We start from the raw sequence: 20,046 nt of genomic DNA, 5'->3' as shown, positions 1-20,046 counted from the left end.
GTGGGGGGCGAAGAGGCGGGAGCGGATTTGAAGGAGCGGTTGTGGAGGCGGGTGCGCGAAGAGTTGCCGTGGTATATGGTGCCGGGAGAGATCGAAGAGGTGGGCGAGCTGCCGCAGACGACGAGCGGCAAGATCGACCGGCGGGCGCTCGAACTGAGATCGCTTGAAAGCAAACCGATCTCGAGCGATTATCAAGCCCCAACCGGTGAAGTGGAGGCGAAAATCACGCAGATTTTCGAACAACTGCTTGGTAAACAAGGGATCGGGATTAAAGATAATTTTTTCGAACTCGGCGGTTATTCGTTGAAAGCCGTCGAATTGAGTTACGAGATTGAAAGACAAACGGGAAAAAAAGTTCCAGTCTCGATGATTTTCAATCTTCAAACCATCGAAAAATTAGCGAATTTCGTAGAGAGGGAAAATTCGGAATCATCGAACGGAATACTTCACAAATTAACGAAAAACGCGGAAAATCCGGCTTTGATCTTAGTTCATCCGGCGACGGGAAGCGTTTGGAGTTACATTGAATTAGCCGAACGATTAGAAGAACGATACGCGGTTTATGCCATTCAATCGAAAAATCTGATTCAAGAAAATACTGCCGAATCGGCGCGGATCGAGGAAATGGCGGCGCAATATATAACGGAGTTGGAGGGGTTCGACGGAAATCCGGCGTTGAATATTTCGGGCTGGTCGTTGGGCGGGTTGATCGCCTTTGAGATGGTTCGGCAGCTTGAAAAATCGGGTCGCGGGATCGAAAAACTTATTATGATCGACACAATGCCGCCGCGCAGCGTGATAATTTCGCGCTGGAAAAAATTAGTTTCAGGGTGGAATGAAGAGGAGGTCTTATTTCTGAATTTCGCAAGGGAGGTCGGTCTTTCACAGGAGGAAATCGAACGGTTGGTCGAGGATAAACGAAAATCCAAAAATTTGAATCTTCCCGACCATGCCTTTAATCTTGCCAAAAATTCTGATTTGCCGGTTTTCATGAAGGATTTGAGTTTTTTGCATAAACTCTGGGCGACTTACAAAATCAATGCGCTTGCCCAGCGGTTTTATAAACCCGAAAGAATCAAGGCGGATATTTTATATATCAAAGCCGGGGAGGCTGGTTCCGGAACTGAAAAGAAATGGAAAAATTACTGGAAAAAAATGACTTCCGGGAACTTTACGTCGTTCGTTTCAAACGCATCGCATCACACGATTCTCAGAGAACCGAGTTTAAGCGAAGTGGCGAAAATATTTTACAAATAAAGGATGATTTCCGGTGTCGGGAGTTTTCGGGTTTGATGCCGCATTTGTAAAAAGGGTGATTAAACAGTGCGGAGTAAAAAAATGCGGGGTTTTGAAGAGCGGTCGTATTCCGGATGAGTAAGCGGTTGAGACGATTGCCGGATGGAAAAACCGACGGGTTGATCTAATTTTTAGTTATAGAAGTATTTCGGAGGTTCAAATGAAAAAAAATAAAATGTTTGTGATGGTGATTTTGTTCTTTATTTTTGGTTTGCCGGCAGTCCACGGACAAACCGAAGCGACGAAATCGCCGAAGTCGATAAACGGGGAAATAGTAAAAATTGATCTCCAGGGTTCGCAAATTAAAATAAACGCTGGAAATCGTAAAGAGTTTGTGGTAACCTTCACAGCTAACACCAGTTTCAAAAAAATTCCGCCGGGAGCACTTAATTTAGAAAAAGCAGTTGCCATTACCCCGAACGACCTGGATGAAGGTGATAAACTGCTGGCACTGGGGAAAATTGATGAGGCAGCGAAAACCGTCGAGGCGATTCAGGTCATTATAGTTTCGGCGAAGGATTTGAACGAAATTTCCGCAAAAAGCCGGGAAGAATGGTTGAAAAACGGCATCATCGGGGAGATTATTGCCGTTGATCCGGCGGGAAAACAGGCGACCGTCAAGATCAGGCAGAAGGAAAAATCTGAAACCATCAGTCTGAATTTCAGTGACGCTTCGCAGATCAGGAGATTTTCGAACGATTCGGTCGCTTACAGGGATGCCGTCCAAATCACGCTTGAAAAAATCAAGCCGAATGATTTATTCAGAGCCCTGGTTGTCGACAAAGGCGACGGCGTGCGGGAAGTTCGAGAAATATTAATCGGTTCCTTCCAATTGTATTCCGGAACCGTTACGGAGATTGACCAAAATTCTCAACAATTAAAAATCAAGGAACTTGTTTCAGGACAGGTAATGACGGTAGTGTTGAATGCCGACACCTACACCCGCAGTCTCAGCAAGAATTTTGCCGAATTAATCAACCAGAATCTAAAAAATAAAACCTCGGAATTGCCCGACGACATCAGCCAGCAGATCAAAAATATGCCGCCCGCGAATTTATCCGGAATAAAGGTCGGAGATATGGTGCTTTTAAGCTCTCTGGCTGCCGAAAAACCGATCTCGGTGAAAGCGCTTTATTTACTTACCGGCGTCGAACCCTTTTTAGAGCCGATCCAAAAAAGTCTGCAATCGAGCAAAAATCAGTCGAATTACAAATTAGGATTGCCGGAAGGACTCAATAATCTGTTCCTCGGTTTGTAGAAACCAGGTTTTTTGAAACCGCAAATTTACTAACAAAAAGTTCAGGGAAACGTCCCGAATCTGAATAATATTTCCGAAAATTCCGGAAATTGAAACCACTCAATTTTCTCACCAATTTTATTAACAATAGAAGATCGACCCGTTTTGAATGGGCAAACTTTGCACCGGGCATGATTCACCGTTTCGTTACCGGAACTTTCGCATCCAATGCCGCCCCGAAAAAGAGCGATTCGGATGGTGAGCGTCGATAAATGGGAAAGGATGAGAATCCTAGGAGAAATATATGAATTTCCAAATCAATAAGCCAATATTTTCGGTAAATTTACTGGGTTTGATTTTAATTTTGCTGACGGTGAACAATCTCGGTCAAAGCCGTGACGGGACAATTTTCGGACTGGTCAAAGACCAGAACGGGGCTTTGATCCCCGGTGCGGAAGTGATTCTGAATAAAACCGGTGATAGAGAATTAACCGTGAGAACCGATAATCAGGGGAATTTTATTTTCAGAAATTTGCTGCCGGGGACTTACAAGCTGACGGTTAAGTTCAAAGGGTTTAAGGATTTCGTGGACGAAAACGTTGAGCTAACCGGAAATCAAAATAAAAATTTCGAGGTTTCTCTGACCATCGAAACAAAGGAGACCGTAACGATCGGCGAAAACGGGGGGTTGGGCACTGAACCTGACCGAAACACAAACAGTATCGTCCTCAGAGGAAAAGACCTCGATATTCTGCCGGATAATCCTGAAGATCTGGCTTCGGTTTTAGCGGCGTTGACCGGCGGCGTCGGACCGGACGGCGCGGAATTTCTAATCGACGGCTTCAGCGGCGCGGGCGTCAGGCTGCCCAACAGACGGCAAATTTCCGAAGTCCGGATCAACCAAAACCCCTTCACGGCGGAATACGACCGCATCGGTTTCGGTAGGGTAAGTTTGAGTCTTTCGCCGACGACCGAAAAATTTCACGGAGAAGGCGAATTTTATTTTTCGGACGAGAGTCTGAACAGCCGGAATCCATTTTCATCCAACAGACCTCCGTTTCAGGTCAGAAACATTTTCGGCTCGTTAAGCGGACCGCTGGTAAAGAAAAAAGCATCCTTCTATATCGGGGCTTCGCGCGAGGCGTTCGACAGTAATGCGGTCGTCAATGCCGTCGTCCTCAACAATCAATTCGTGCCGGTAGCGATCAGCCGCGGAACCGCAATCCCGGAAAGAGAGCTTTACACTTTGTTCAGGGTTGATTATAAGATTAGTAAAAACACCGATCTCGTGCTTAATTACCAATACCTTCCGAATGAAACAACGGGAGTCGGAATCGGACAGCAGGAATTGGAATCTCGCGGCTATACCTCGAACATCGTCAACCATATCTACAGGATTTTGGGAACCACCATTATCAGCCCGAAAACGGTTTATCAATATCGGATGCAGTTTACCGATAATACGAATAAATCCACTCCCCTCGAAACAACGCCGTCAATTAACGTGCTCGGGGCGTTTACGAGCGGCGGTGCCGATGTCGGAAACTCGAATACCAAAACCGTTCGTCTGGAGGTTCAAAATCACATCACGACAACGGTCGGTACCAATGCGCTTAGATTCGGCGGTACTTACCGCTATATGCGGATCAGGGATAATACGCCATTTAATTTTAACGGCAGTTATACATTCGAGGGGGGCGTAGCACCGCAGCTGGACGCTGGGGGAAATATCATTTTGGGTTCGGACGGGCAGCCGATCCCGATTTTGATAAACAGCCTCGAGGCGTATCGACGAACCTTATTTTTGCGTCAATTAGGAATTTCGCCGGCTGAGATCAGAAGACGCGGCGGCGGGGCGACTCAATTTTCGATTTCGGTCGGAAATCCGCTCAGCAGTGTTAAACACCACGACATCGGTGTTTACGCGCAGTATGACTGGCGCGTCAGCCCGGCACTGAATCTGGGTCTCGGTCTGCGGTACGAAATTCAAACCAATGTTTCGAGCAACTCAAACTTCGCTCCCCGGCTTTCGTTTGCCTGGGCGCCCGGAGCGAAGGGCACCCAAAGTCCGAAAATGGTCGTCAGGGGTGGTTTCGGGATTTTCTACGGTCGGATTCTGCCGATCAATGTTCTCCAGGCGAATCAGTTTGACGGGATTCGCCAGCAGAATTACATCTCCAACGATCCGACAGTTCTCGATTTTTATCCGTTGATTCCGCCGACGAACCTCCTCGGCAATTCGCAGCAGTCGGAAACGATTCGTCGGTTGGCAGCCGATCTCAGAACTTCCTACTCATACCAGACGGCACTGAGCGTGGAACGGCAGCTCAACCGAAGAACGACTTTTTCGGCAACCTTCATTTTGGCGCGTTATCTCCATCTGCTCAGATCGAGAAACATCAACGCGCCGCTTCCGGACACCTTCGATCCGACGATTCCCAACAGTGGAATCAGACCTTTTCCGGATCGGGGAAATATTTTTCTTTTTGAATCGAGCGGGGTTCTTAATCAAAAACAGCTGATTTTCAATCTGACTTCGCGTTTGAATCCGAAAATCTCGATTTTTTCAACGTTTACGTTAAATTCATCAAAAGCCGACAACAACGGTGCCGGCAGTTTCCCGATTTCGAGTTACGATTTCTCGGATGATTATGGGTACGCCAGCAATGACGTTCGCTTGCGGCTCAATTTCGGAGCCACGCTTGAAACCCTTTGGGGTATCAGGCTGAGCCCATATATTTCGGCGCGTTCGGGGATTCCTTTCAACATCATCACGGGGCGAGATACGAACGGTGATAATTTGTTTACCGAACGTCCGGCTTTTGCTACCGATCTTTCAAAACCGGGAGTCGTCGTGACAAACTACGGGGCGTTCGACCTGAACCCGGGTCCGGATCAAAAGATCATCCCGCTGAATTACGGAAGAGGACCGGAATTTTTCGTGTTTAATCTGAGAGCGACGAAATCCATTCCCTTCGGTCCCGGTAAATTGCGAGAAGGGGCGAAAAATAAAGACCGTCCCTACAATATGACGTTGTCGGTCGCGGTGACGAATTTATTCAACCGCAACAATGCGGCGATTCCGATCGGCAACCTTTCCTCGCCTTTATTCGGTATTTCCACGGCAAGCTCGACCGAGGGCGGTTCGTCGAATGCCGACAGCAACCGGCGGGTAAATTTTTCGATCGCCGTCAGATTTTAGTTTCGAGTTCGAACTTGCAGCCGGAAACCGTCGGCGAAAAATTATTGTTTCCGACCGAATAAAAAAAAACGGTCATCGGCGCTTTGTGCCCGGTTGAAAACGGTTTGATCCGAAATTGGGGCTTCGCCGCCGGTTAAAAACTTAATCCGGCGGAGGCAGGCGGCGATGATATTCCGCAAGCCTCTTAAGAGGGCGGCGAGGCTGACCGGAAAATGAATTTTCAAACACCGAGTTTGTTCGGGATTCTCCCCTCTCGCCCGCCGTTTCGTTTCAAAAATTCAAACACACTTCGAGAAGTGAAACCCGAAAATGCGTTTCACGTCCCGTTCCACGAACAAATAAATTTCACCCGTTTCTTCAAATAAGAAAAGATGAACAGAAATTATATCGAGGCTGTTTATAACCTGTCCCCATTACAGGCGGGAATGCAATTTCATAGTTTGCTCTCGCCCGATTCCAAATCGTATTTCCAGCAGCTGTGCTGTGATTTGAAAGGAGTTTTGGATGTTGAGGTCTTTCAGAATGCATGGCGGACGGTTGTTCGAAGACACGGTGTTTTAAGAACGGCATTCGTCTGGGAAGGTTTGGATAAAATGCTGCAGGTCGTGCAAAGGGAAGTCGATTTCGAAATCGAGCTGCTGAACTTCGAAGAATTTTCGGAGTCCGTGCAAAAACACAAGCTTGACGAGTTTCTAACCGCCGATAAGGTTCGCGGAATCGATCTCGCAAAAGCGCCGCTGATGCGCATAACGTTGATTAAAACGGGGGCGGAAAACTGGTTTTTAATCTGGAGTCATCACCACATTTTGCTGGATGGCTGGTCTTTGACGATTATTCTGAAGGAAATTTTTGCCATCTACGAAGCGAAACTTCAGGGAATTGAAATTGACTTGCCGCCAGAAACGCCATACCGCGAATACATCAAATGGATTAACGAACAGGATAAGATTCCGGCTAAAGACTACTGGGAAAATAAGTTGAAACGAATCACCCACCCGTCCCGGCTGGCGGTTCAAAAAAATACGGCGGTTTTCGAAACGCAGCCGCAGGCTTTTGTCGAAATCAAAAAAACGCTCGACATCAAAACGACGAATCTCATCAAACAATTCTGCCGAGAAAACCGATTGACGCTTAATACCCTGACGCAGGGTGCGTGGGCTTACCTTTTAAGTCGCTACAGCGGTGACGAAAAGGTTGTTTTCGGGGTGACGATAAACGGGAGACCGACCGACATACCAAATTCCGATGAAATGGTGGGGCTGTTTATCAACACGCTGCCGTTTTGTGTCGAAGTAAAGCCGCCAACCATGACGCTCGACTGGCTTCAGGAAATCCAGAAACAGCAGGGTGAACTTGAACAGTTTTCCTACAGTTCGCTGGTGGACGTGCAGGGATGGAGCCGGATTCCGCGCGGCACGCCGTTGTTCGAGACGATTCTCGTTTTTGAAAATTTTCCTTTTACGGATGCCGGACAGTCCTCGAAACTCGGAATCAGCATCGAGAATGCTTTTTTGAACGAACAAACCAATTATCCGCTGACGGCGGTAGGCGTTCCGGGAAAGGAAATGACACTGCTTTTGTCATATAACACGAGCCGCTTCGATCACGAAACCGCTGCCTGTCTGCTCGAAAACTGGTCTTCGGTTTTGACTTCCATCGCCTGCGAAGAACCGCGAACGTTAAGCAGAATCAAATTGATCTCAAATGCGGAAGAGAAACAACTGACGGGCGGCGAATCTGAAACGATAAGGCTTTCGGACGAGGAGCATTTCCTGCATAAAATCTTCGAAAAACAAGTTGAATCAAGACCGCGAAATATTGCGGTCGCGACCGAAAACGAAGAGATCAGCTTTGCGGAGCTGAACGGTTTTGCTAACCGGTTGGCGCATTTCCTGATCGCACGCGGCGTGGTTGCCGAAACACGGGTGGGAATTTGTCTGAACCGCTGCTGGCAGATGATCGGCGCGATGCTGGCGGTGCTCAAAGCGGGCGGCGTGTATGTTCCTTTAAATCCGGACACGCCGTTTGAAAGGCTGAAGTTTATGGTCGAGGATTCGAAGCTGGCGGCGATCGTTACCGAACGCGAACTGCTCGGTTCGCTTCCAGCCGAGGGGCTTCATCAATTCGTCGTCGGTCGTGACGAAAGACTTCTTGAGAAGCAATCCGCTGCCAACCCGAATGTCGAAGTCGAGCCGGAAAATGAAGCCTATATTATTTACACGTCGGGCTCGACCGGAAACCCGAAAGGTGTCATAGCGGAACATAAAGGAATTGCGAATTTTACGCTCGATATTATCCGGAAACTCGGATTGCACGAAAACCACCGGATGCTGCAATTCGCCCCGTTGAGTTTCGATGCTTCGGCGATCCAAATTTACCCGCCGCTGCTTGCCGGCGGCGGTGTGGTTTTGAACCGCAAAGTGACGGAGCTTTCCAATCTTGAAATACTCGAATACTGTCTGGAGAAAAGGGTTTCGGTCATCGATTTTCCTGCCGGTTACTGGCATCAGTGGCTGGATGAAATCGAAACACGAGGGTTAAAAATCGATTCCGGAATTAAAATCTTTTTGACCGGCGGAGATCGTTTGTCGGTCGAAAAACTCAGACAATGGGCGCGGCTCGCCGAATCAAACGCATTATTTCTAAGCTCCTACGGACCGACCGAGACGACGGTTTCCGCAACCGTTTTTATCACGACCCGCGACCGGATTCTGGAAAATAACATCGGAAACTCGCAAATCGGGCAGCCGCTGACGAACGTTCAGGTGTTCGTCATCGATCCCCGCTGGCTGCAGCCGGTGCCGGTCGGCGTCGGCGGCGAACTTTACATTTCGGGTTACGGTTTGGCGCGAAATTATCTTAATTCTTCCGATCTGACGGCGGAAAAATTTCTTCCGAATCCTTTCTCCGGGCAGGCGGGCAGCCGGATGTATAAAACCGGGGACTCTGTAAAATACCTGCCTGACGGTGGTTTGGAATTTCTCGGGCGCAGCGACCAGCAGGTAAAAATTCGCGGTCTCCGGGTCGAAATCGGCGAAATCGAACGCGAATTGAAAAAGCATACCGAAATTCAGGAAGCCGTCGTGCTGGCGCTCGAAGAGGAGAGCGGCGAAAAAAAACTCGCGGGTTTCATTAAAACGGCGAAAGATGTCGAAATTCTTCCGCAGGAGCTGAGGAATCATCTGAAAAAACACCTTCCCGAATATATGATTCCGACGGCTTTCTTCAAGGTTTCGCAGTTTCCGTTGCTGGCGAGCGGAAAAATCGATCGTCAACGGCTGCGCGCCGAAAAACATGCCAAACTGGTCGCCTTCGAAAGTTTTTTACCCGCCAGGAATCCGGTCGAACAAACCGTCGCCGAGGTTTGGAAAGAAGTTTTAGAGCAGGAAAATATCGGCATTAATCAGGACTTTTTTGAACTCGGCGGGCATTCGCTGATTGCCACGCAGCTGATTTCCAGAATTCGCACCATTTTCCGGCTCGAAATTCCCCTTCAGTCTTTGTTTCAAAACGCGACCGTCGCGGAATTCAGCGCGTTTCTCCAAAAAGAATTGGCGAGAAATGAAGCAAGCGCGGTTCCGAAGCTCGCGCGAGCCGTCAGACCCGCCAAAATTCCGTTGTCCTTTTCCCAGGAAAGATTGTTGTTCATCGACCGGATGCTGGACAAAAATTCGATCTTCAACCTGACGGGAATTTTGAAGATTGAAGGAAATCCTGATTTCGAACTTCTTGAGCAAAGTATCAACGCCGTAATTGATCGACACGAAGCCCTCAGGACCTCATTTGCCGAAGATGAGGGTCAGTCGATTCAGATAATTCATCCCACACGTCCGATCAGGCTTAAAAACGTGAATTTCACGGAAACTGGGGATGCCGGGATAGACGGCATCGTCGGGGAAAATGTCAACCGTGAAATCAACACGCCGTTCGATCTGGAAAAGGACGCACTGATCCGGGCGCGCCTTTTAAGTTTCGGCGGTGAGCTGCATTATCTGCTCATCACGATTCATCATATCGTTTGCGATGGTTGGTCGATGGGTATCCTGACTCGCGAAATAGCGAATTTTTACCGCCATCTGAGGGGCGGAAAAGCCGTCGAGCTTCCGAATTTGCCCATTCAATACGCCGATTATGCGCTTTGGCAGCGAAACTGGCTGGAAGGCTCGGATTTTGAAGGCGAATTACAATACTGGACAAAACGACTTCAAAATCTCCCGCCGGCTCTGGAAATTCCGACCGATTTTGATCGCCCGCCGGTGCAAACATACGCCGGCGCACAGGAAAGGGTCGAATTAAGCCTCGAAATGACCGCCGCGCTGAAAAAACTCGCCCGTCAGGAAGGCGTCACGCTTTTTATGCTCCTGCTCGGCGCTTATAAGCTGCTTTTGTACAAATATCTCAGCCGGACGGACATCGTTATCGGAACGCCGATCGCCGGAAGAAACCAGTTGGAAACCGAAGGTTTGATAGGCTTTTTTCTGAACACACTCGTGCTGCGGACGGATTTATCGGGTAATCCGACGTTCCGCCAAATATTCCAGAATGTTCGGGAAACCTGTCTCGAAGCCTACGCTAATCAGAACATTCCGTTCGAAAAATTGATCGAGGTGCTGAATCCCGAACGCGACCGGAGCCGGACGCCGCTGGCGCAGATGGTTTTCAATATGCTGAACCTGCCGGAGGAAAAAATCGAACTCGAAAACCTTTCGATCACCGGGGTGTTGCCCGAAGATCAATGGTCGAAGTTCGATCTGACGATATATGCCGGTGAAACCGACCAAAAATTGTTTATCAATCTGGTTTATAACACCGCGCTTTACAGTCCTTCGACGATCAGGCAGATTTTGGCGCATTATCAAAAACTGCTCGCCGAAATTCTGAAAAATCCCAACGCCGAAATCGATTCGTTGAGGCTCGTCACGGACGAAGAATTGGAGCAAATTTACACGCGCCATCGAAAATATCGGAGCGCCGGCAATTCCCGAATCGCCGACGAAGAATTTGCCCCGAATATCGCCGCGCAGTTCGAAAAACAAGTCAACGGATCGGCGACGGCTTTGAACCACGGCGAAGAGAAAATTTCCTACGAACAGCTCGGACGGCTGGCGGATAAAATCGCCGGATTGCTCGTTGATCCAAAAAACGGCAGCCACGTCGGGAAAGGCGTCGGCTTGCTTTTCGGTCATAATGCCGCGATGGTCGCGGCGATTCTCGGAACGCTGAAATCAGGACGATTTTACGTGCCGCTGGACGCTTTTCATCCGGTGGAAAGGCTCGCCGAAATTTTGGTCGATTCACAGTGCGAATGTGTGTTAACCGAAAGCGGATTCAAAACCGAAGCCCGGAAAATCGTCGAACTTGTCCGCTCGCGCGAAAACGGCAGGGCAGTCGAAATAATCAACGTCGAAAATTCGTCTGAATCTTATAATTTAGATCGCCGCGCGGTTTCGATCTCGCCCGAACAAACGGCTTATATTCTTTACACTTCAGGTTCAACCGGAAAACCGAAGGGCATTTTTCAAAGTCATCAAAACGTTTTGAAACACATTCGAACCTACTCGAAATCGCTGGAATTGACGGCTCGGGATAAAATACTTTTGCTGGCTTCTTATGGGTTCGACGCATCGGTCATGGACATTTTCGGAGCGTTACTGAACGGAGCCGAGCTTTGTCTGTATGATCTGCGAAAAAAAGGTTTCGGGGATTTGGAAAATTTTATCAAAAATAACGGAGTGACCGTTTATCATTCGACCCCGACGGTGTTTCGCACGTTCGCCGGTAATCTTTCCGGAAGCGAGGCGCTCGATTGCGTCCGAAAAGTGGTGCTCGGGGGCGAAGAAGTGTTCGATGCGGATATTGATATCTTCAACCGATTTTTCGGAAAGACCGCGGTTCTCATAAATGGACTCGGTCCGACCGAATCGACTCTCGCTTTGCAGTATTTCGTCGCCCACGGGCAAAAGCCGAAAAGAAGATCCGTGCCGGTCGGATATCCGGTCGAAAATACCCGAATTCTGTTATTGGACGAATCTGGAAAAGAGTCGGGAATTTTCGGAACCGGCGAAATCGCCATCGAGAGCGAACGCCTCGCGCTCGGTTACTGGAACCGTGAGGATTTAACCGCGCAAGCCTTTAGCCGTTCCGAAACGAATCCCGAAACCCGCCTTTATCGAACCGGCGATCTGGGAAAACGTTTGCCGGATTACAGCCTCGTTTTTCTCGGTCGCAAGGATTTACAGATAAAAATTCGCGGTCAAAGGGTGGAAATCGGCGAGATCGAAGCGAAACTGAACGATTTGCCGGAAATTGAAATGTCGGCGGTCGTCGCCAGGAAGGTTGACGAGAAAAACACACGGTTGATCGGTTTCGTTGTCCCTTCGGGGAAGAGCTCCGTTGAAATGCAGGCTGTCAGGCAGCGGCTGCGAAGGGAGTTACCCGATTACATGATTCCGGAACTCGTGCTGGAAATTGAAACCCTGCCGTTGACCGCAACGGGAAAGATAGATCGCCGCAAACTGCTCGATTTGGAAATCCCCGCGCCCGCCAAAACGGGAAATTTCGCTCCCCCGGAAACCCATTCGCAGCGTGTCCTTCATTCGATCTGGTGCGAACTACTGAATTTAGCGGAACTCGGGATCGACGAGGATTTCTTCGCCGTCGGCGGACATTCGTTGATCGCCACTCAAATTATAACCCGCGTCCGGCGAGAGCTTGGCGTCAATCCGGAATTAAGGGAAATATTCGAGCTGCCGACAATCAGAGCGCTGGCAGCAAGGGTGGACGAAATTTCCGGCAATTCGCCGGGTCAATCGCTCGATTTTATCCCGAAACGGACGAGTGAAACGAGCCTGCCGCTGGCAAATGCGCAGAAACGGCTGTGGTTTTTGAATGAATTGGAACCCGGAAACCCGGCTTACAACATGTCGAGCGGCTTTAAGATAAAAGGTCGGCTCGATCTTGAAGCCCTGACCGAAGCCATCAACCGATTAGTGCAAAGACATGAATCGCTGCGAACGGTCATCGTTGAAAACGACGGGCATCCACAGCAGGTCGTCAAGCCCTTCGAAGACGTCACACTGAATTTTACCGATCTTTCCTCATCCGATCCGGACGAGCGGGAAAATGCGGCAGAGAATTTATTAAGAGAGGCGATTCGCAAACCCTTCGACCTCTCGATCGGTCCGCTTTTCCGTCATCTGGTCGTAAAGCTGACGGACGACAAATTTTATTTGATGTTCTGCCTTCATCATATCATTTGCGACGGATGGTCGATCGGGGTTTTCACGCGCGAGCTGGCAGTTCTGTATATGGCGGTCAGCGCGGGAGAACACGCCGAACTCCCCGAGCTTCCGTTTCAATACGCCGATTTCGCGGTTTGGCAGAACGGTGAGGAGAACCAAACCGAATTATTGAAACAGGTCGAATACTGGAAAAACCAACTCGGCAACGACCCGGCTTCGTTAAAACTGCCCTATGATCGCCCGCTGCCGGACGAATTGACCTATAAGGGCGAACATAAAAACTTTCAGGTCGATCTTGCCACGACCCGCCGGCTGGAGAAGATCTGTCGCCGTAACGGCGTCACGATGTTTATGCTGATGCTGACCGCCTGGAAGGTGCTTTTTATGCGGTACGGCGAACAGGAAGAAATCGTGGTCGGAATTCCCGTGGCGGGGCGTTCGCTCAACGGGACGGAAGGTTTGCTCGGAATGTTCGTCAACACTTTGGTAATTCGTACATTTTTATCCGGCGCGATGTCTTTCGAGAACGCGCTGGCGGAAGTCCGGAAAACTTGTCTGGAAGCCTATGCGCACCAGGATTTGCCTTTCGAAACACTGGTCAGCGCGCTTAAACCGACCCGCGATCTGAGCCGCGTTCCGCTGTTCGAAGTGATGTTCAACTGGCTGAATTTTTACGAGAACCCCGAAGAAATCGCCCGTTCGACGAATATTCTCTCAAAAGCAGGGCTGCATCTCGAGCAAATGGCAGTCGAAAACAATCTGACGAAATTCGATATCTCACTGATCCTTTCGGAAGGCGACAAGGGAATTTCGGGTGTTGTCGAATATAACACCGCGCTGTTCGACCCCGTGACGATTGAACGGATGCTGTCGAGTTTTCAGACGCTTTTGGATTCGATTATCAAATATGAGGGGCTCAGCATCAGCCGCCTGCCGCTCGTTTCGGAAACAGAACTCGCGCAAAATTTTTCGAAGTATGCGCAAAATCAGTCGGATGACATTGAAAATCGGTTCTTGGTACATCAGTATTTTGAAAAACAATCCGACCTCAATCCGCATCGGCAGGCGGTGGTTTTTCGCGGCGAAAGCCTTTCCTACGGCGAGCTGGAGGAAAAAGCGAACCGGCTCGCCAATTATTTACGAAGCAAAGGAATCGGTGTCGAAACGACGGTCGGAGTCTGCCTGGATCGTTCGCTCGATATGGTCATCGCGGTTCTGGGCGTCGTTAAAACCGGCGCGGCGTATGTCCCGCTCGATCCGGAATATCCGGCTGAAAGACTCAAATTCATGCTCGACGATTCGAAATCGGAAATACTGCTGACCACCTCGAAATTTAACGGAATTTTTGCCGATCGAAGGGACCGGATAATCGATCTCGATGAAACGGCGGGCGACATCGAAGGTCATTCGCCGGAGCGACCGCATTCCGCGGCTGTTCCGGAAAATTTGTTCTACATCATTTACACGTCCGGCTCGACCGGCGTGCCGAAAGGTGCGATGAACATTCACCGGGGCGTCGGCAATCGACTGCTCTGGATGCAGAATCATTACGGTCTTGATGAAAACGACAAAATTCTGCAGATGTCGTCTTTCGGATTCGATTTTTCGAACTGGGAAATTTTCGGAACTCTGGCGGCGGGAGCGACGCTGGTTATTCCCGAACCTGACGCCGGGCGGGATTTTGATTCGGTGGCGAAGGTGATCGACGATTGCAAGGTGACGGTCGCTCATTTCGTACCTTCGCAGCTGCGGTTGTTTCTCGACAGCGACGACGCGGAAAAATGCACTAGTTTGAAAAAAATCTTTTGCGGCGGCGAGGCGCTGACCCTGGCGCTCATCGAAAAATGCCGTCAGAAGGTGGGGGCGGGGATTTTTAACCAGTACGGACCGACCGAAACCTCGATCGACGTGACGTTTTGGGACTGCCCGGAAACATTTGCCGAGGCGACAGTGCCGATCGGACAGCCGAATGCGAACAATTGCGTTTACATTCTGGACAGATACGGTATGCCGGTTCCGACCGGCTGCTTCGGCGAAATACATATCGGCGGCGAGGCGGTCGGAAGAGGTTACTGCGGCAAGCCTTCCGAGACGGCTGAACGTTTTGTGCCCGACCCGTTTTCGAGCCGAATCGGAGCGCGAATGTATAAAACCGGAGATTCGGGCAGATACAATAACCGGGGATTGCTCGAATTTCGAGGTCGTCTCGACAACCAGGTGAAATTGAGAGGGTACAGAATCGAGCCGGGCGAAATCGAGAAGGTTATTCTGGAATCAGCGGCGGTCGAAGAGACGGCGGTGATTCTGTCGAAAACCACCGGCGATGAAGAAAAACTGGCGGCTTATCTGGTTCCGCGAACGGGAATAAATATCACCGTTGGCGATTTGCGCGAGCATTTGGGAAAAAAACTTCCGCATTACATGATTCCCTCGGTCTTCGTGATGCTCGAAAAACTGCCGCTCAACTCGAACGGAAAGCTGGATCGCCGGGGGCTGCCCGAACCAGAAAAAAGCTCGCTCGAACTGGGCAGCGATTTCGAAAAACCGGTCAGCGAGGTCGAGGAGAAACTGAGCCGCGTTTGGGCGGAGGTGCTCGGTCTGGAAAAAGTCGGGATCAACGACAATTTCTTTGCGCTCGGCGGCGATTCGATTATCAGCATCCAGATCGTCGTCAAAGCCCGCGAACAGGGGCTGAACTTCAACCCGCGCCAGCTCTTTAAATACCAGACGATTGCCGAGCTTGCGCCCTTTACCGATTACAAACAAAAAACCCATGCTGAACAGGGAATACTGGTCGGGACGGTTCCGCTGTCGCCGATTCAGATAGATTTCTTTGAACGCGAGCTGGAAGACCCCAATAACTACAGCCAGGCGGTTCTAATTAACGTCGGCAAATCAATCGAACCGGAAAAAATGAGACGGTGCGTCGAATTGCTGCTCCGGCATCATGATGTCTTACGCTCGCGTTTTCTGAAATCCGGCGTTTCTTACGAGCAGACAATACTTGAACACGAAACCGCGAAAACTTTCGACATCAAGGATTTAACTAGCATTTCGCACAACGACAAACAGCTGGCGTTAAATGAAATCGTCGATCAAACGAGAAGCCTGATCTCGGTCGAAAACGGTCCGGTTTTTGTCGTCAGACTAATAAATTGGGGCGAGGATGAAGGCTGGCGATTATTGTTGACGGCACATCATCTGGTCGTGGACGGCGTTTCGTGGCGAATCATCGGCGAGCACCTTGCCAAGCTGTATCAGGCGGAAACCGGTGAAGAAAAAACGAAGCCGGGCGAAAAAACCTGTTCCTTCCGGCAATGGAGCACAGCGATCAGCCGGGATTTCGATTACCGGCAAGCCCTCGAAAAAGGAAGTTTCTGGTTAAACAATGCCGGCAGCAGCCGCGTTTTTTGGAATCCCGATTATCCGGCGGGTGAAAACACCGAGCAATTTGCCGAGCGTCTCACGTGCAGGTTGGATGCTCCGGAAACCAAAATCCTGATTAACGAAATTCCGACGGCGTTCGATTCGCAAATCACGAACATTCTTTTAATTGCCTGGCTGCAGGCAGTTCGCGAATGGAACGATACCGATAAAATACTCGTTGCCGTCGAAGGACACGGGCGGGACGAAATCGAAGCGATTGACGTCACGGCGACCGTCGGATGGTTCACGACGGTCACACCCGTTTTGCTTGAGGCTGTCGAAAGCCCCGATTTGCTCGTACAGGTGGCAGCCGCCGATGAAACGATCAACCGCTGTTTAGATAACGGGCTTTATTTTCGACGGTTGAGATATTTCGGGCAGGAATCCGAGCGGGAATTTCTGAAAAAGGAATGGCAGCCGAAAGTCAGTTTCAATTATCTCGGTCAAATCAGAACCACCGAATCGAATAACGAATCATGGAAACTGGCTCTCGAAAGTGCTGCCGGATCGATTCTCGGGGGTAATCGAAGGCAGTATGAACTCGACGTGAATCTGGTCGTCGTGGGCGGAAAGCTGGAAACGAGCCTGACCTTCAGCCGTCGGCGGTACGAGGTTGCCGGAATGCGGTCTTTACTCGATCTGTTCGTTAAAAAACTGCGCCGTTTCGTTCGACTGAAAGACGACATTTTCGGCGGCGTCGAGGCAGATAAAAACACCGAATTGATAAAGGGGCTGGATCAGGCGGAACTCGATGAGATTCTGGCGGAGGTCGAATTCGAGATTTAGCCGCCGCCCGCCGCCCGGCGGATTCGCCGCGTTTGATTTGATATGAAATTTGAATTGAAAAAAAAACCGACCGCGCTAAATCTCGAGCAAACTGAGCTGGTCAAAAAAGAATTTTTTTCCACGGGTGAACTTCCGCTGGTCGTTATTCCGAAAGTTCCCGGTTTGGCGCTGAATCAGTGGATCGCCAGGGAAAAAAATAAAATCGAAAGCGATTTGAAAAACTTCGGCGCGATTCTTTTTCGCGGCTTCGATATCTTCGAGGTCGAGCATTTCGAAAAGGTCGTCAAATCTTTCGATCCTTCGCTTTTGTCTTACAAGGAGCGTTCGACCCCGCGAACGGCTGTTTCCGATCATGTTTATACGGCGACCGAATACCCGTCGGATCAATATATTCCGCTCCACAATGAAAACTCTTATTCGCATCAATTTCCCTTGAAATTATGGTTTTGCTGTCTGGTGCCGCCGGAAACCGGCGGTGAAACGCCGATTGCCGACAGCCGGCGCGTGTTCAGCCGGCTTGAACCGGAACTCGTCCGGCTTTTCAACGAAAAAAAGGTCTTGTATTGCCGGAATTTTACGACCGGTATCGATCTCGACTGGCGAACGGCTTTTCAAACCGAATCACGCGCCGAGGTCGAAAAATATTGCCGGGAAGCGGAAATCGATTTCGAGTGGAAAAGTAATGGCGGGCTGCAGACACGCCAGATCAGACCGGCGACGATCAGACATCCCCAAACAAACGAAAATGTTTGGTTTAATCAGGCTCATTTGTTTCATGTTTCGAGTTTGAACGAAAGCCTGAAAAGAGATCTGCTGGAAACCACGCCCGCCGGGGCTTTGACCAGAAACGCGTATTTCGGCGACGGTTCCGAAATTTCGGAATCGATCCTTCATGAAATTCGAGACGTTTACGGAAGCTGTCAAATTCAATTCAAATGGGAAAAGGGCGATGTTTTGCTGGTCGATAACATTTTAACCTGTCACGCGCGCAACCCCTTCACGGGGCGGCGAAGGATCGTCGTGGCGATGAGCGAGCTTTTTAATTCGGGAAGTAGAACACCGGTTGATGCGTCTAAAGACTAAAATGAATTTTATGAGGTAAAAAATGTTAATCGGCACGATAATTTATTTTTGTTTGGGTTCTTTTTTAATTAGTTGGAGCGGCTGTCAGGCGAACTTGGTCGGAAAAGACGACAAAACGAACGCTTCGGCGAGTTTCGGGAAATTGAAAACGCTCGGACCGCTCAACACGATTCGTTCGGTTCATACCGCGACCCGGCTCAACGACGGACGCGTTTTAATCGCCGGTGGAATGAACAACGCCGAAACCGCTTTGGACAATGTCGAAATCTTCGATCCGAAAACCGGAAAATTTTATCCCGCTCCCGCTATGAAATATCCGAGGGTCGGGCATTCGGCGGTATTATTAAAGGACGGGACCGTGTTGCTCGCCGGTGGCTACACGAACCGGAAACCGTCGGCGACAGCCGAAATTTTCGACCCGCAAACCAATCAATTCGAAATTACGGGAAATTTGAAAATCGCTCGCGGCGGGCATACGGCGACGCTGCTCGACGACGGCAGAGTTTTGGTGGCGGGCAGCGAAAACGGCGAAAAAGACGCCGAAATATACGATCCGAAAACGCGGAAATTCACCGCCACGGGAAATTTGAATACCGGCAGATTCGCCCATACGGCGACGCTTTTGAAAAACGGCGAGGTGCTGTTGACGGGCGGTTCCGGGCGCGAGGTCACCGGGGCAGCGGAAATTTTCGATCCGCAAACCGGCGCTTTTAGAAACGCCGGTCAGCTCGCCGTCCCGCGTTATAAACATTCCGCCGTGCTGCTGGATGACGGCAGCGTTCTGGTTGTCGGCGGTTCCGATGACCGCGATTGGAACGGGCAAATTGCGAGCGCTGAAATATATGATGTCCGCTCCGGTAAATTCAAAACCATAAGTGAAATGAACGTCAAGCGATTCAAGATCGCCACGGCTCTCGTTAAACTCCCCGACGGACGCGTTGTTGTAGCCGGCGGCAACGAGCTGATCGAGATTTTCGATCCGAAAACCGGAAAATTCTCCGGGCTTGAAGAAAAGACCGGCAGCTCCAATTACTACACAACGGTCACTTTGCTGGATAACAACCGAATTTTGATAATCGACGGATATGACCGCTCGATAAAAGCGAACGGCAGGGCATTTCTTCTCGAAACAACCCAGCCTTGAGGATCGTCGCGGGTTTCCGGGGCTTAAATTGAGCCGTAGTTTACCCGAAAACGGGCTTTCGACAAATTTTTTTTGTAATCTTTGAAAATCTGAAACCAATGAAAAACGGCAACATCGAAGCGGTTTACCCACTTTCACCGATGCAGCAGGGAATGTTTTTTCACAGCCAGCTAGCTCCGGAATCAGGCGTTTATATCGAGCAGCTGAACTGTGAAATGGAAGGAGATTTGTCAACCCGGAATTTCATTGCCGCCTGCCAGCAAATAGTGGATCGTCATTCGATCCTGCGAACAGCCTTTGCCGGAGCCAGTCAGGATAAATTACTTCAGGTTGTCGGAAAAAAAGTGAAGCTGCCGTTCGAAATACTGGATTGGACTGGAAAAGACGAAGAAACACAAAAAAACGATTTAACCGAATTACAGAAAGCAGACCGTGAAAATCCTTTCGAACTGGGGCGTGCGCCGCTGATGCGGGTGAAAATCATACGGCTCGGCGGGGCGCGTCATCATCTGATCTGGACGCATCATCATCTGCTGCTCGACGGCTGGTCGGTTCCGATTCTGCTGCGCGAGGTTTTTCTCTGTTATGAAAGCTTTTGTCGCGGCGACGGCGTCCCCTCGCTGCCTGCCGC

The 20,046-nt window shown here is 49.8% G+C and carries 7 protein-coding genes; all 7 read left to right on the top strand.

The features are described 5' to 3' along the window. Positions 1-1,257, top strand: a 1,257-nt coding sequence (locus H6S82_RS02175) for a thioesterase domain-containing protein (RefSeq protein WP_242056780.1), incomplete at its 5' end; no start/stop codon positions are given. Between the two features lie 199 nt (positions 1,258-1,456). After that, positions 1,457-2,554, top strand: a complete 1,098-nt coding sequence (locus tag H6S82_RS02170; RefSeq protein ID WP_191056000.1) for a hypothetical protein — start codon at positions 1,457-1,459, stop codon at positions 2,552-2,554. 283 nt (positions 2,555-2,837) lie between these two features. After that, positions 2,838-5,735 carry a carboxypeptidase-like regulatory domain-containing protein gene (locus H6S82_RS02165; protein WP_191055999.1) on the top strand — a complete coding sequence of 966 codons (2,898 nt, stop codon included), beginning with the start codon at positions 2,838-2,840 and terminating at the stop codon, positions 5,733-5,735. A gap of 371 nt (positions 5,736-6,106) precedes the next feature. Continuing rightward, positions 6,107-17,188, top strand: a complete 11,082-nt coding sequence (locus H6S82_RS02160) for a non-ribosomal peptide synthetase (RefSeq protein WP_191055998.1) — start codon at positions 6,107-6,109, stop codon at positions 17,186-17,188. A 42-nt stretch (positions 17,189-17,230) separates the two neighbouring features. After that, on the top strand, positions 17,231-18,271 hold the full coding sequence (locus tag H6S82_RS02155) for a TauD/TfdA family dioxygenase (RefSeq protein ID WP_191055997.1): 1,041 nt from the start codon (positions 17,231-17,233) through the stop codon (positions 18,269-18,271). Between the two features lie 22 nt (positions 18,272-18,293). Beyond that, positions 18,294-19,415 carry a kelch repeat-containing protein gene (locus tag H6S82_RS02150; RefSeq protein WP_191055996.1) on the top strand — a complete coding sequence of 374 codons (1,122 nt, stop codon included), beginning with the start codon at positions 18,294-18,296 and terminating at the stop codon, positions 19,413-19,415. A gap of 98 nt (positions 19,416-19,513) precedes the next feature. After that, the coding region (locus tag H6S82_RS02145) for a condensation domain-containing protein (RefSeq protein WP_242056779.1) at positions 19,514-20,046 on the top strand (533 nt) is incomplete at its 3' end.

The sequence above is a fragment of the Planktothrix sp. FACHB-1355 genome, from assembly GCF_014748295.1.
In the GTDB taxonomy this organism is placed as follows: Bacteria; Cyanobacteriota; Cyanobacteriia; order Cyanobacteriales; family Aerosakkonemataceae; genus Aerosakkonema; species Aerosakkonema funiforme_A.
This window is presented reverse-complemented; position numbering and strand designations above follow the sequence as displayed.